Annotated in this window: 13 protein-coding genes and 1 other annotated feature; of the genes, 8 read left to right on the top strand and 5 right to left on the bottom strand. The window is 41.6% G+C overall.

The genetic code is table 11. The annotated features are described in order from the left end of the window. Positions 1-47 precede the first annotated feature (47 nt). Together sltY and trpR are read left to right on the top strand one after the other, a co-directional pair. Positions 48-1961: a murein transglycosylase gene (sltY, locus tag G6Q48_RS11730; RefSeq protein WP_166266616.1), complete on the top strand. Its 1914-nt coding sequence runs from the start codon at positions 48-50 to the stop codon at positions 1959-1961. Positions 1962-2673: 712 nt separating this feature from the next. Further along, on the top strand, positions 2674-2991 hold the full coding sequence (gene trpR, locus G6Q48_RS11735; RefSeq protein WP_094961916.1) for a trp operon repressor: 318 nt from the start codon (positions 2674-2676) through the stop codon (positions 2989-2991). A gap of 370 nt (positions 2992-3361) precedes the next feature. Here trpR and yjjX read toward each other — a convergent pair whose 3' ends face one another. Next, positions 3362-3898, bottom strand: a complete 537-nt coding sequence (yjjX, locus tag G6Q48_RS11740; RefSeq protein ID WP_004914743.1) for an inosine/xanthosine triphosphatase — start codon at positions 3896-3898, stop codon at positions 3362-3364. Positions 3899-3950: 52 nt separating this feature from the next. Between yjjX and gpmB the strand changes: the two genes are divergently transcribed. After that, positions 3951-4598, top strand: a complete 648-nt coding sequence (gene gpmB, locus G6Q48_RS11745; RefSeq protein ID WP_102138956.1) for a 2,3-diphosphoglycerate-dependent phosphoglycerate mutase GpmB — start codon at positions 3951-3953, stop codon at positions 4596-4598. A 43-nt stretch (positions 4599-4641) separates the two neighbouring features. Here the strand turns inward: gpmB and robA are convergent, their stop codons facing one another. Next, a complete protein-coding gene (robA, locus tag G6Q48_RS11750; RefSeq protein WP_166266618.1) occupies positions 4642-5556 on the bottom strand; it encodes an MDR efflux pump AcrAB transcriptional activator RobA in 915 nt (304 codons plus the stop codon). A gap of 185 nt (positions 5557-5741) precedes the next feature. Between robA and creA the strand changes: the two genes are divergently transcribed. Further along, positions 5742-6218 (top strand): protein CreA, encoded by a 477-nt coding sequence (creA, locus tag G6Q48_RS11755; RefSeq protein ID WP_102138958.1) that lies wholly within the window; start codon positions 5742-5744, stop codon positions 6216-6218. Between the two features lie 112 nt (positions 6219-6330). On the opposite strand, the gene arcA is transcribed toward creA, so the two are convergent. Beyond that, positions 6331-7047: a two-component system response regulator ArcA gene (gene arcA, locus G6Q48_RS11760; protein WP_004905684.1), complete on the bottom strand. Its 717-nt coding sequence runs from the start codon at positions 7045-7047 to the stop codon at positions 6331-6333. 1089 nt (positions 7048-8136) lie between these two features. Between arcA and thrL the strand changes: the two genes are divergently transcribed. The 4 genes from thrL (at position 8137) to thrC (ending at position 12981) form a co-directional block, all read left to right on the top strand. Further along, positions 8137-8205, top strand: a complete 69-nt coding sequence (gene thrL / locus G6Q48_RS23200) for a thr operon leader peptide (RefSeq protein ID WP_071548816.1) — start codon at positions 8137-8139, stop codon at positions 8203-8205. Beyond that, positions 8144-8265: a sequence feature (Thr leader region), on the top strand. (Overlaps the previous gene by 62 nt.) A gap of 24 nt (positions 8266-8289) precedes the next feature. Continuing rightward, positions 8290-10749, top strand: coding sequence for a bifunctional aspartate kinase/homoserine dehydrogenase I (thrA, locus tag G6Q48_RS11770; RefSeq protein ID WP_166266620.1), 2460 nt, complete (start codon positions 8290-8292; stop codon positions 10747-10749). A gap of 3 nt (positions 10750-10752) precedes the next feature. After that, complete coding sequence (thrB, locus tag G6Q48_RS11775) at positions 10753-11682, top strand: homoserine kinase (protein WP_102138959.1); 930 nt, start codon at positions 10753-10755, stop codon at positions 11680-11682. Between the two features lie 3 nt (positions 11683-11685). Further along, complete coding sequence (thrC, locus tag G6Q48_RS11780) at positions 11686-12981, top strand: threonine synthase (protein ID WP_166266622.1); 1296 nt, start codon at positions 11686-11688, stop codon at positions 12979-12981. 126 nt (positions 12982-13107) lie between these two features. Here the strand turns inward: thrC and G6Q48_RS11785 are convergent, their stop codons facing one another. Next, positions 13108-13761, bottom strand: coding sequence for a hypothetical protein (locus tag G6Q48_RS11785; RefSeq protein ID WP_166266624.1), 654 nt, complete (start codon positions 13759-13761; stop codon positions 13108-13110). A 61-nt stretch (positions 13762-13822) separates the two neighbouring features. After that, positions 13823-14044 carry a hypothetical protein gene (locus G6Q48_RS11790; protein WP_102138962.1) on the bottom strand — a complete coding sequence of 74 codons (222 nt, stop codon included), beginning with the start codon at positions 14042-14044 and terminating at the stop codon, positions 13823-13825. Positions 14045-14221 lie beyond the last annotated feature (177 nt).

Raw genomic sequence — 14221 nt, forward strand, 5'->3', positions numbered from 1 at the left:
GGCTTTTCCTGTATTTTGACTTTAGTTTAGCGATGGAGCGAGTGAATATGAAAGGTTGGTTAGCGGCAGTACCTGTGACAATGTTGCTGGTTTCCAGCACCGTATGGGCGGATTCCTTACAGGCACAGCGGGAGCGTTATCAGGCAATTAAGGTTGCATGGGATGCCAATAAAATGGATGAAGTCGAGCGCTTGCTGCCGACCTTGCATGATTACCCACTTTACCCTTATCTCGCTTATCGTGAGCTAACTCAAGACTTAGATATTATTTCACCTCGCCAAGTTCAGGAGTTTATTAATACCTATCCAACCTTGCCTGTCGCTAAAAACCTGAAAACACGCTTTGTCAACGAACTAGCTCGCCGCCAAGAGTGGAAATCGCTGCTTGAATTTAGCCCTGAAGCGCCAAAACCTGCCGAAGCACAATGTAATTTTTATTTTGCTAATTGGGCGGTGGGAAATAAGCAAATTGCTTGGCAAGGGGCAGAAAAAGCCTGGTTAAATGGCCGTTCAATGCCGAGTGCCTGTGATAAATTATTTAACGAATGGGAAAAAGCGGGTTATTTAACCCCTGAGATGACCCTTGAGCGTATTAACTTAGCCATAAAAGAGGGCAATACCTCGATTGCGAGTTATTTAGCGAAACGCTTACCGCCAAGCTATAAAACGATTGGTGATGCGTTAGTGAAATTACAAAATGACCCTGCCTCAGTTGTGACATTCGCCAAAACGATGACGCCAACAGATTTTACTCGTCAAGCCACCATCGCGGCTTTTAGCCGTTATGCACGCCAATCTCCTGATGCGGCTCGTACAGTACTGAATAGCATCAGTTCTGCCCAAAAAATGAATATGGCAGAAAAGCAGTTACTTAAAGACAGTGTTGCTTGGCAATATATGGGAGATGTGACCCCAGAGCAGGCTCAATGGCGTGATGAAACTATTCAAGAAAGTAATTCATCGTCATTGAAAGAGCGTCGTGTTCGTTTAGCGTTAGGAGCTGGTGATAAAACCGGTGTCGCGTCATGGCTAAAACGCTTGCCAGCAGATGTCAAAAATAAAGAAGAGTGGCAGTATTGGCAGGCTATCACGTTAATTGATGCAGGCAAAAAAGCGGAAGGAGAGGCATTACTTCGCCAATTAACGGAGAAGCGCGGCTTCTACCCAATGGTGGCCGCACAGGTGCTAGAAATTGACTATCCGGTGTATGTAAAAAGTGCGGTTAAGCCTGATTCAAGTATTGATCAATTGCCTGAAGTGCAACGTGTTCGTGAGTTAATGTACTGGGAAATGGATAACCTTGCCCGTTCTGAGTGGGTGAGTTTAGTGGCATCTCTGCCAGCAAACCAGAAAGAGCAATTGGCGCGTTATGCGTTTGATCATAAATGGGCAGATCTCAGTGTCCAAGCGACCATCACAGCCAAACTTTGGGATCACCTAGAAGAGCGTTTCCCATTAGCGTGGGACAAAGAATTCAATCTATATACCAAGTCGAAAGATATTCAAAAGAGTTATGCAATGGCGATCGCTCGCCAAGAAAGTGCGTGGAATCCACAGGCTCGTTCACCGGTTGGAGCGACAGGTTTGATGCAGTTGATGCCTGCAACAGCAAAACATACCGCACAGAAGCAGGGTATTAATTATGTGAATACGAGCCAACTGACTAACCCGACAACCAATATTGAGCTAGGAACAGCTTATTTGGAAGATGTTTATCAGCAATTTGGTAATAACCGTATTTTAGCTAGTGCGGCTTATAATGCAGGCCCATCCCGTGTGACTCGCTGGTTAGGTAACAGCGGGGGGCGCATTGATGCGGTCGCATTTGTCGAAAGTATCCCGTTCTCAGAAACCCGCGGTTATGTGAAAAATGTGTTGTCGTATGACTTATTCTATCGGCACTTTATGGGGCAGAAAAATAGTAAGATATTGCTTCCTAATGAGTGGAATATGAAATACTAATAAATACTCTTCATATTTCGAATTGTAGGGGTGTTGGCTACGTTCGCTAACCCTAGTCACATACTTGTGTATGCTCTTAGGGCTTAGCATCACTTGCCGCCTACCTACAATCCGAACTATTTTGAGTATTCATCTTTATTATATTTCGATTTATAGGGGCTTCGTATGTAAGCCCTAGTCACATACTTGTGTATGCTCCTAGTGCTTAGCATCACTTGCCGCCTACCTACAATCCGAACTATTTTGAGTATTCATCTTTATTATATTTCGATTTATAGGGGCTTCGTATGTAAGCCCTAGTTACATACTTGTGTATGCTCTTAGGGCTTAGCATCACTTGCCGCCTACCTACAATCCGAACTATTTTGAGTATTCATCTTTATTATATTTCGATTTATAGGGGCTTCGTATGTAAGCCCTAGTCACATATTTGTGTATGCTCTTAGGGCTTAGCATCACTTGCCGCCTATCTACAATCTGAACTATTTTGAGTATTCATCTTTATTATATTTCGATTTATAGGGGCTTCGTATGTAAGCCCTAGTCACATACTTGTGTATGCTCCCCGAGCTATCCTCGCTGGTCGCCTAGTCACAACTCAAACTATTTAGCATATTAACGCAGTAACTAAATGAAAATGGTGTTTGGTTGATGATTTCTAATAAGAGTGTGTTATTATTTGTACTAGTTAAATAGTATGGGTGGATAAACGATGACAGCAAATCAACAACATGACCCGGCGCTGACTGCCGATGAGAACGCTGACTGGCTGCGCTTTGTGAATTTATTACAATTGGCATTTGAACAAGATATTCATTTGCCAGTTCTTCAGTTATTACTTACGCCAGATGAGCGCACAGCGTTAGCGACTCGCGTTAAAATTGTGCAAGAATTGATGCGCGGTGAAATGAGTCAAAGAGAACTGAAAAATGAGCTAGGAGTGGGGATAGCAACTATTACTCGGGGTTCGAATAGCTTAAAGTCAGCGCCTATTCCTGTGAAGGAGTGGTTGGAGCAACAACTTCTCTAAAATACGCGTCATATTTTGCACTGTGGCGTTGTTGGCTGCATTTGGTTACCCGAATCACATACTTGTGTATGCTCATCGGGATAACCTCACTTGCCGCCTAGCCACAATCCAAACTATTTAGCGTATTGGTATTTATCGTATTTCAAATTGTAGGGGTGTTCAGGCTTCGCTCATTCGCCCTAGTCACATACTAGTGTATGCCCCTAGGGCTTAGCACCACTTGCCAGCTACTTATAATCCGAACTATTTATCGTATTGGTATTTATCGTATTTCAAATTAATAGTCACAAAAAAAGTATGGTTTCCCATACTTTAGTGTGAAAAGAGTGGTGTTTAATCGCACATGCAATTTTAATTATTTTAAGTATAATTAATCTTCTACTTGGTTTAGCTCTTTATAAATTTCATGCTTAATGGGAACCAAGGCCAATATCAAGGCTTGTTGGTAAACACTGGTGCGAGTTAATACCCCGTCAGTGAAAAAACCAATGGCACCACCTTGTTGTTTGATATTATCGATGCCTGTTAAAAAGGCCATTTCATCGCCGAGTTCACGGCCTTCACGAATACCCGCCAGAATTTTTTCTGGGATCATAATACTGGCAGAGCGGGATTCACCACGTATTTGCTTATGTTCAATTACTATCCAAGCAAATGTCATATCGTCTTCGATACCCGCTTCAATACCAACCCAAAAATCCGCTTCAGGGCGAACTTGCCTAGAGGCCATCACGCGTTGTCTAGCCCCAGTACGGGTTTCATTATTACCGATAGGTTGCTGTGGAACACTGCTATCGACATTAATATCTTCAATTTGATAACTGCCAGCCCCAAAAACAGCATCGAAAGCAAGATGGATCGCTTTAATTTTGGCAGGATTAGTCGTTGCAGCTATAACTTGGTACATTAATTATTTTCCTTTGAACACATACTTCGAAAAGTAATAACGGAACACATCTATGTTACAGGTTTATCTTGTTCGCCATGGCGAAACTGAATGGAATTTAGCTCGTCGCATCCAGGGACAATCCGATAGCCCTCTGACCGCCACTGGACGACTGCAAGCAAGGCAGGTGGCTGAGAGGATAAAGTCAGAAGGCATTACCCATATTATCACTAGTGATATGGGACGCACACTGGAAACTGCACAAATAATTGCAAGTGTGTGCGGGTGTGAAATTACCACAGAACCGCGTCTACGTGAACTAAATATGGGCGTTCTTGAGCAAAGAGCAATAGAGTCGTTAACGCCAGAGGAAGAACAGTGGCGTAAAAGCTTAATTGATGGCACACGTGGAGGACGAATTCCAGAGGGTGAATCAATGGAGGAGCTGTATACACGCATGTTTGCAGCACTAAATAGTTGTTTAGATTTGCCTGAAGGTAGCCGCCCGTTGATTGTTAGCCATGGGATTGCGTTGAGTACGTTAATTAGTCGTATTATGGGGGTTCCGGCTTATTCAGAACGCCGCCTTCGTTTACGTAACTGTTCGTTATCTCGTGTTGATTACCAAAACAGCCCATGGTTGGCGAATGGTTGGATAGTTGAAACGGCAGGTGAGGTCACACATTTATCGCAGCCGGCTCTTGACGAACAGCAAGGCTAACGATTTCGAAAAAGGAGTTTCAACAAACTGAAACTCCTCTGCTTTAAGGGGTCGCGGCCGAACCTGTTTTGATAGGAACATAATAATCAAAGGTATCGATATGTGTTTTGGGGTCATCATCTTCAAGGGTGACATGACGTAACTCGATGTTTTTTAATCGATAATGTTCGATGTCATAACCTGGTCGACGTGTTAAATTCAGCTTAGGCAGATATACACCATAAATTTGGTATAAAAACTCTTGTAATGCATCTCGAGTTGGCGTCCCATTGAATGAAAATTTAACATAATGGCCACTTGGTAACGTTAAGCTCGAGTATTGGTCTGTGTTAAAACTCGCATCTTCAGGTTTTACCGCCGTGGTATAGAACACCGTTTGTTCATCTTCTTTTTCTGGATTATGAATGGCATGGTGCAAGCCAAAAACTTCAGACGCAATCGTCGTCGTATTATCCAAATAGTAGTGCCAAAATGTTTGGCGCATTTGCGAACAAGCGGTCGACCACTCTTCTAACGCATAAGAACAACTTTGTTCCAAGCCAACCAGCTCTTGCTCTGGCATTTGTAGGAATTCATGTTCAATATTGGTGTGATTATCTAAAATAATCGGTGGGCAAATACCTGCCGCACACCACTCTTCACTCCGGCGGTAAAAAGCAGGGGTTAGGTTAAATTGCTTTTTAAAGGCTCGAGTAAAAGTTTGTTGCGAATCAAAGCGATACTGCAACGCAATATCAAGAATTGGTCGGCTTGTTAGCCGCAATGCCACAGCAGCTCGAGAAAGCCTTCTGGCTCGAATATAAGCACCAATCGCTTGGTCAGTCACCTCTTTGAACATTCGTTGTAAATGCCACTTTGAGTAGCCAGCTTTTGCGGCAACATTATCTAGCGAGAGTGGTTTATCTAGGTTGTCATCTATCCAGCGAAGCAAGTCGCGAATAATATTAGTTTGATCCATGTATATCCCCAGCCAATGCGACTTATAGAACAGATATAATCTATCAATGAATGGCTATTCTATATCAAGTTATCTTTTTCGTTTATAGTAAATGAGTTGTATTTGATAATTAGTTAAGAAAGTGAATAATAAGTCTTGTTTTACTACGAGGTTTTACCGATTTTTAGTTGAATAGGAAATTCAGTATGCGTTGTTCCAGATTAAAAAATATCGCACTTACAGCATTATTATTAGCGTTGCCGAGCATGACATTTGCTGAAGAAATCGGTTCAGTCGATACTGTTTTTAAAATTTTCGGCCCTGACCATAAAATTGTCGTTGAAGCATTTGATGACCCTGATGTTGAGAATGTCACTTGCTATTTAAGTCGTTCAAAAACAGGGGGGATCAAAGGGGGTTTAGGGTTAGCGGAAGACACCTCTGATGCTGCAATTTCATGCCAGCAAGTTGGACCGATTGAGTTAAGCGACCGTGTCAAACGCAAACCGACGAAAGGGCAAGTTGTCTTTCAAAAACGAACGTCTTTAGTCTTCAAAAAATTACAAGTTGTACGTTTTTACGATCCAAAACGTAATGCATTAATTTATTTGACTTATTCAGACAAGATGATCGACGGTTCACCAAAGAATGCGCTAAGTGCAGTGCCGATTATGCCTTGGTGATAACAAAAAACGGTTGAGTCGATGTACTCGCAATAAAAATGGCTCGCCAATAAAAAATCCGTTGCCTAAAAGACAACGGATTTTGATAATCAGTAAATAATTAGCTTGCTAATTATTCGTCTAAATCACCGCAGAAGCGATAGCCTTCACCGTGGATGGTTGCAATGATTTCTGGTGTGTCAGGTGTCGATTCAAAATGTTTACGAATACGACGGATCGTGACGTCAACAGTTCTGTCGTGTGGTTTTAATTCACGGCCAGTCATTTTCTTCAGCAGGTCTGCACGAGTCTGAATTTTTCCTGGGTTTTCACAGAAATGCAGCATCGCACGGAATTCACTACGGGGTAATTTGTAGTGCTCACCCGCAGGGCTGACTAATGAACGGCTATTGATGTCTAATTCCCAACCATTAAATTTATAGCTTTCTACTAAACGGCGTTCTTCAGTACCGCCCGCTAAATTCATTGTACGGGACAGTAAGTTGCGCGCACGAATAGTCAGTTCACGTGGGTTAAATGGTTTAGTGATATAGTCGTCAGCACCAATTTCAAGGCCAAGGATTTTATCCACTTCGTTATCGCGTCCTGTTAGGAACATTAACGCAATGCTTTCTTGCTCACGAAGTTCACGAGCAAGTAATAAACCGTTTTTACCTGGTAAGTTAATATCCATGATGACTAAATTGATGTCATGTTCAGAGAGAACATTATTCATCTCTTCGCCATCAGTTGCCTCATGAACCACATAGCCTTCCGCTTCAAAGATGCTTTTCAGCGTATTGCGTGTGACAATTTCATCTTCAACAATCAAAATGTGTGGGGTCTGCATAGTTGCTACCTAAAGTATTAAAATAAGAATACTGAACTCACAATCCGTTTCCAGTTAGGTGGTTATTAATATTGTTCTCTGGAAAAACACGTTTATGAGTATAAATTTGTTTTGAAATTCAACAGTGACATTATGTTGCCATTTCAGGCAAAAGACTTTAACAACAAGTCAAAATATAAGCACTTTCCCAATATTGTACTGTTAACAGCAATATAACAGCTAATACTGCATTTACCACCTAAAAAACTAACTTTTGTTGATACATATCAAAATCAATTGTAGCACGTTAACAAAAATTGTTAGGTAGATAATTATATAAATTAATGCGGTGTTTAGGAATCAGATAGCGTCTAAAAAAAGGGAGCAGTTGATGCATAGGGGATGCTTCGGATTGGTATTAATGAATATAGTCTTCAATGAGTTAAATATACCATTATAAATAATGTTTAATTTGTGACTTACCTCCGATTTCGAAATGTTATTTTAATACAAAAAAAGGTGAAAAATTTATCTTGTTAGCGATAACGGGATGCAAATATTCAGTTTGTGAGCTTTTATGTTATTTAATTAGGAAAGATACTTATTTTATTTTGTCGCGGGTGGTTTTTAACAATCACCTAGCATTTGTTTGTAATTTAACCAGATGAAGAAGTATGCGTTTTAAGTGTAAGTACTTACTTTGCAATTTATTGCATTAGTGGTTGTAGGCTGATGACTATGAATGGTAAGTGGTAAGAAATATATGAGCTAAATATGTGGGGTGAGTGGGTCATTTTTACGCATTTTTTCACCTTGGTCCTCTTCACAAGAAATGGCTAAAGGTCATCTGTGTTGTCTGTTTTATAGGCAATTTCGTTTTTTGTTGGTTAAAAAATTATTCATCTTGAAATTTTAATTATTTTAGTTTTTAAAACCAATATTGGTGTGATGGATATCTTTTTGGGGAGGTGTTTTTCATGCTGGTAGATAATTTATCAAGTAAAAAAAGGGTTTTAAAAGGGATGTTTTACAAATAAATTTGACAAAATATACCAATTGCTTTAACCGTATAGGGAGAAACTTAAAGAATCTAAGAGACAGACAGAATCTATGCGTAATATCAGCCTGACTATTATTATTACCACCACCACCGTAACCACAGGAAACGGGGCGGGCTGACGCATCCAAAAAATAAAAATGAAAAAGCCCGCATACTTAACCGATGCGGGCTTTTTTTTGGTGTTAATTCAGGAGAGAAATACCATGCGTGTGCTTAAATTTGGCGGTACTTCGGTTGCAAATGACGAACGAGTACTGAATGTTGCTGACATCGCTGAAGGCAAATTAGCAGATGGACAAGTGGCTTTGGTGTTATCCGCGCCAGCAAAAATCACTAACCATTTGGTTGCTATGATTGAAAAAACGGTTGCAGGACAAGATGTCATCACGCATGTTAATGATGCTGAAATGATTTTTGCTAACCTTTTAAAAGGATTAAAAGAAAAACAACCTGGTTTTGAATATGACCGGTTAAAAAAACTGACAGAGCACGAATTCGCGCAAATCAAACAAGTACTGCATGGTATTACTCTTCTCGGACAGTGTCCAGACAGCATTAACGCATCAATTATCTGCCGTGGTGAGAAACTCTCTATCGCAATTATGGAGTCTGTGCTAAAAGCACGCGGTCATAATGTGACCGTCATTAACCCTGTTGAGAGCTTACTCGCGAAAGGCCACTACCTTGAATCTACAGTTGATATAAATGAGTCAACAAAACGCATTTCTGATTTAAATATACCGAAAGATCATTTTGTCCTAATGGCAGGCTTCACCGCAGGTAATGAGAAGGGTGAATTAGTGGTATTAGGCCGTAATGGGTCTGATTATTCAGCCGCAGTGCTAGCGGCTTGCTTACGTGCCGACTGTTGTGAAATTTGGACTGATGTTGATGGCGTCTATACATGTGACCCGCGTTTAGTGCCTGACGCTCGTTTATTGAAAGGTATGTCATACCAAGAGGCCATGGAGTTATCCTATTTTGGTGCCAAAGTTCTCCATCCTCGTACCATCGCCCCAATTGCTCAATTCCAAATCCCTTGCCTGATAAAAAACACCACTAATTTAAGCGCACCAGGCACTTTAATTGGTGATGGCCAAACTGACGACAGCACGCCAGTGAAAGGGATCACCAACCTGAATAATATGGCGATGATCAACGTATCTGGCCCCGGTATGAAGGGGATGGTCGGTATGGCTGCACGTATTTTCTCCGTCATGTCTCGTCGAGGGATCTCGGTTGTTCTGATCACGCAATCTTCATCAGAATACAGTATTAGTTTTTGTGTCCCACAAAATGAGTTAGTCAGAGCCCGTGCAGCATTGGAAGAAGAGTTTTACTTAGAGTTGAAAGATGGCGTACTTGAGCCACTGGATGTGATGGAGCAGTTAGCGATCATTTCTGTGGTGGGCGATGGCATGCGTACTTTGAAAGGCATTTCGGCTCGTTTCTTCTCTGCGTTAACTCGTGGCAACATTAACATTGTCGCTATTGCGCAGGGGTCTTCTGAGCGTTCTATTTCTGCCGTTATTGCCAATGACGCAGCCACAACTGCGGTACGCTTATGCCACCAAATGCTATTTAATGCAGAACAAGTTATTGAAGCCTTTGTCATCGGTGTTGGTGGGGTTGGTAATGCGTTAATTGAACAAATTCATCGCCAGCAACAATGGCTAAAACAAAAGCATATTGACTTACGTGTCTGTGGTATTGCGAATTCACGTGCAATGCTCACGGATATGCAAGGGATCGATTTAGGTAACTGGAAAGCGGAACTGGCGGAAGCGAAAGAGCCATTTAGCTTAAGCCGTTTAATTCGTTTAGAGCGTGAATACCATTTCTTGAACCCTGTCATTATCGATTGCACATCAAATCAGGAAATTGCAGAGCAGTATGTCAATTTCTTGAAAGATGGCTTTAATGTGGTCACACCGAATAAAAAAGCCAACACTTTGTCGATGGATTACTACCATCAGTTACGTGCGGCAAGTGAAACATCGAAACGTAAATTCCTCTATGACACCAACGTAGGTGCAGGTTTACCCGTTATCGAGAACCTACAAAACTTACTGAATGCAGGGGATGAACTAGTTCACTTTAGCGGAATTTTATCGGGTTCTTTATCATTCATCTTTGGGAAATTAGACGAGGGCATGTCTTTATCGGAAGCCACAACACTGGCTAAAGAAAAAGGTTTCACAGAGCCAGACCCTCGTGATGATTTATCAGGTATGGATGTGGCGCGTAAATTATTAATTTTAGCCCGTGAAGCGGGTTACAATTTAGAACTACAAGATATTGAAATTGAACCTGTTTTACCTGCTGATTTTGATAGCAGTGGTTCTGTTCCTGAGTTTATGGCTCGTTTACCACAACTGGATGCACAATTTGCACAGCGTATAAAAGCCGCAGAAGCGGAAGAAAAAGTGTTACGCTATGTTGGGTTAATTGAAGAAGGGCGCTGTCGGGTGAAAATCGTTGCTGTGGATGGTAATGACCCTCTCTTCAAGGTTAAAAATGGTGAAAATGCACTGGCCTTCTATACACGTTACTACCAGCCAATTCCTTTAGTATTAAGAGGTTATGGTGCAGGTAATGATGTTACTGCAGCTGGTGTATTTGCGGATGTGCTGCGTACCCTTTCATGGAAACTGGGAGTTTAATAAGTGATTAAAGTTTATGCACCGGCTTCAATTGGTAATGTGAGCGTCGGGTTTGATGTTCTTGGCGCTGCAGTTTCTCCAGCGGATGGCTCATTGTTAGGTGATTGTGTAACAGTTGAAGCGGCGGACACTTTTTCGTTGACGAATAAAGGCAAATTCGTTGCTAAACTTCCGAAAAAAAATGAACACAATATTGTTTACCAGTGCTGGCAATTGTTTTGTGAGCGCCTTGGTCGACCATTAAATGTCGCTATGACGCTCGAAAAAAATATGCCAATTGGTTCAGGGCTCGGTTCTAGTGCGTGTTCTGTTGTTGCAGCACTGATGGCGCTAAACGAATTTGCAGAGAAACCCTTCGATGATACCCAATTGCTTGGCATGATGGGGGAGTTAGAGGGGCGTATTTCAGGAAGTGTGCACTATGATAACGTCGCACCGTGCTTTTTAGGTGGTTTACAGCTGATTATCGAACAAAATGGCATTATTTCTCAGCCTGTGCCTGCATTCGAAAACTGGTATTGGGTCATGGCCTATCCTGGCATTAAAGTATCGACAGCGGAAGCGCGTGCGATCCTTCCTAATAGCTATCCCCGCCATGATATTGTAAATCATGGTCGATACCTATCAGGGTTCATTCATGCTTGTCATACAAACCAATCGTTACTTGCAGCAACGATGATCCAAGATGTTGTGGCTGAACCTTATCGTACACAACTATTACCCGGTTTTGCGGCAGCACGCCAGAATGCAAAAGAAATCGGTGCATTAGCTTGTGGCATTTCTGGCTCTGGGCCAACACTGTTTGCTATTTGCGATGAGAAGCATATTGCTGAAAAAATGGCGAGCTACTTGCAACAACATTATATTCAGAATGATGAAGGCTTTGTGCATATCTGCCGTTTGGATCTGGCCGGGGCAAGGACAATAGGGTAAATAATGAAACTGTATAATTTAAAAGATAACAACGAACAAGTAAGTTTTGCGCAAGCGGTTAAGCAAGGTTTAGGCAAGCAACAAGGTTTATTTTTTCCTCAAGACTTACCTGAATTCACTGCGACTGAAATCGACGAATTATTAAAATTAGATTTTGTCACTCGTAGCAGCCGTATTTTAAGTGCTTTTATTGGTGATGAGATCCCTCATGAGGAGCTCGCTGCAAGGGTCGAAGCCGCGTTTGCTTTTCCTGCGCCAGTTTCTAAGGTTGAAGATGATATCGCGACACTGGAGCTATATCATGGGCCAACACTCGCATTTAAAGACTTCGGTGGTCGCTTTATGGCTCAGGCACTGGGGCAAGTCGCTGGTGAGCAGCCAGTGACCATTTTGACTGCCACTTCTGGGGATACAGGAGCAGCTGTTGCACACGCATTCTATCGTCTTAAGAACGTCCAAGTTGTCATTCTCTACCCAGAAGGAAAAATTAGCCCGCTGCAAGAAAAACTCTTCTGCACGCTGGGTGAAAATATTCATACGGTTGCGATTAAAGATGACTTCGATGCATGCCAAGCATTAGTAAAACAATCGTTTGATGATGAAGAACTAAAAAAAGCGCTGTATTTAAATTCGGCTAACTCGATCAATATCAGCCGTTTATTAGCGCAAATTTGTTATTACTTTGAAGCTGTCGCACAGATCCCAGCAGAAAAACGGGATCAATTAGTGATCTCGGTTCCGAGTGGTAATTTTGGCGATCTTACAGCGGGTTTATTAGCTAAATCAATGGGCTTACCTGTTAAGCGCTTCATTGCAGCTACTAACGTCAATGATACTGTGCCACGTTACCTCGTTGATGGGCAATGGAAGCCAAAACAAACGGTAGCAACCCTATCGAACGCGATGGATGTTAGTCAGCCAAACAACTGGCCTCGTATAGAAGAGCTATTCCGTCGTAAAGGTTGGTCTCTTGATGAATTAGGGCATGGGGCTGTGAGTGACGAAGTGACTAAAGAAACAGTACGTGAATTAGATAAAAAAGGGTATTTATCTGAGCCACATGCTGCAGTTGCTTATCGTGTGCTTCGTGACCAATTGCAAGAAGGCGAGTTCGGGCTGTTTTTAGGTACGGCACACCCGGCTAAATTTAAAGAGAGTGTTGAAGAAATTCTTAATAAGGCAATACCTTTACCTAAAGAGTTAGCAGAGCGTGCGGAACTACCACTACTCTCACACTTTTTATCCTCTGATTTTACACAATTACGCACATTTTTAATGAAGTTAGCACCTAAGCAATAAATATTGCTAGAGTACAAAAAACGGAAGCGAGAGCTTCCGTTTTTATTGGTAATACCATCTTTTATTAAGATAATTATAGGGTTTCATATTGCCACATCACTTATACACTTCTAACGGATTGGTTTGTCACATTGAGCTAATGCCATCGTGCCCGTCTCTACCGCCATCAGGTCCACCGAGTCCTCCTTTTCCTCCTTGGCTACCATTACCCCCATTGCCGCCATTACCACTACCAGAGCCGTTGCCCCCATTACCCCCGTTACCGCCATTAGTTCCACCATGCCCTCCATTTCCCCCATTGCCATTTACCGTTCCATTACCGCCATTCCCACCACTACCACCACCATCGCCATCACCGCCATTTCCACCATCACCTCCAGTTATACTGCCATTGCCGCCATTTCCTCCATTGCCATTACTGCCTTCTTCTGCGTTACCGCCATTGCTACCATTACCGTTATTTGATCCCGTTCCGCCATTTCCACCATTTTGACCATCACCCCCATGGCCACCGTGACCCCCATGGCCACCATGACCACCTTGACTATCATTTCCAGCTTGGCCCGAATTTCCATTTTGTCCATAGCTTACAAAGCTAAAAAATTTAGAATAGTAATATTGGCCATGGAGTTTCGAACATACCTTATTATTAATTTCATTAATATTAAGTTCATTTTTTAATAAACAATTAGATGCAGTATTAAATAAGGAGTGAGAGTATGCTGAAAATGAAATAAAACTCATTAATAAGACACCAAGTGAGATGTAATTTTTATACATTATAAATTCCTCCGTTCCCCCCTCATCGAGTGAGGAGGGAAATATTTAGTGACTAGTTAAATTATCTACCGTTGCCGCCATTACCGCCATTACCGCCGTTGCCGCCATTACCACCATTGCCACCATTACCACCATGACCGCCATTCCCACCATTTCCTCCATGGCTTTGTTCGTAAACAGTAGAATAAGTAGAAATATTGTCAGAATGTTTTTCTTGGAAAGAAGTTGCAGATGATAGAATTGGGAATAATAAAGATACTATGACAATAGATGCTTTATACATATAAGATCCTCGTTTAAAAGTTTAAATTAAAATGAACTGCAATGAAATTGTAATTCATGGTTTTGAATAAGCAATTAGTTATTTATCTATGTGTGTAATTAAATTTGTTTTACGATAAATATAAAGTGTTATGGCTTTTTTTTATTTTTTTTTGTTTTATATTAATAACAAATATTT

It is taken from the genome of Providencia sp. M-27, from assembly GCF_011077905.1.
GTDB lineage: Bacteria > Pseudomonadota > Gammaproteobacteria > Enterobacterales > Enterobacteriaceae > Providencia > Providencia huaxiensis.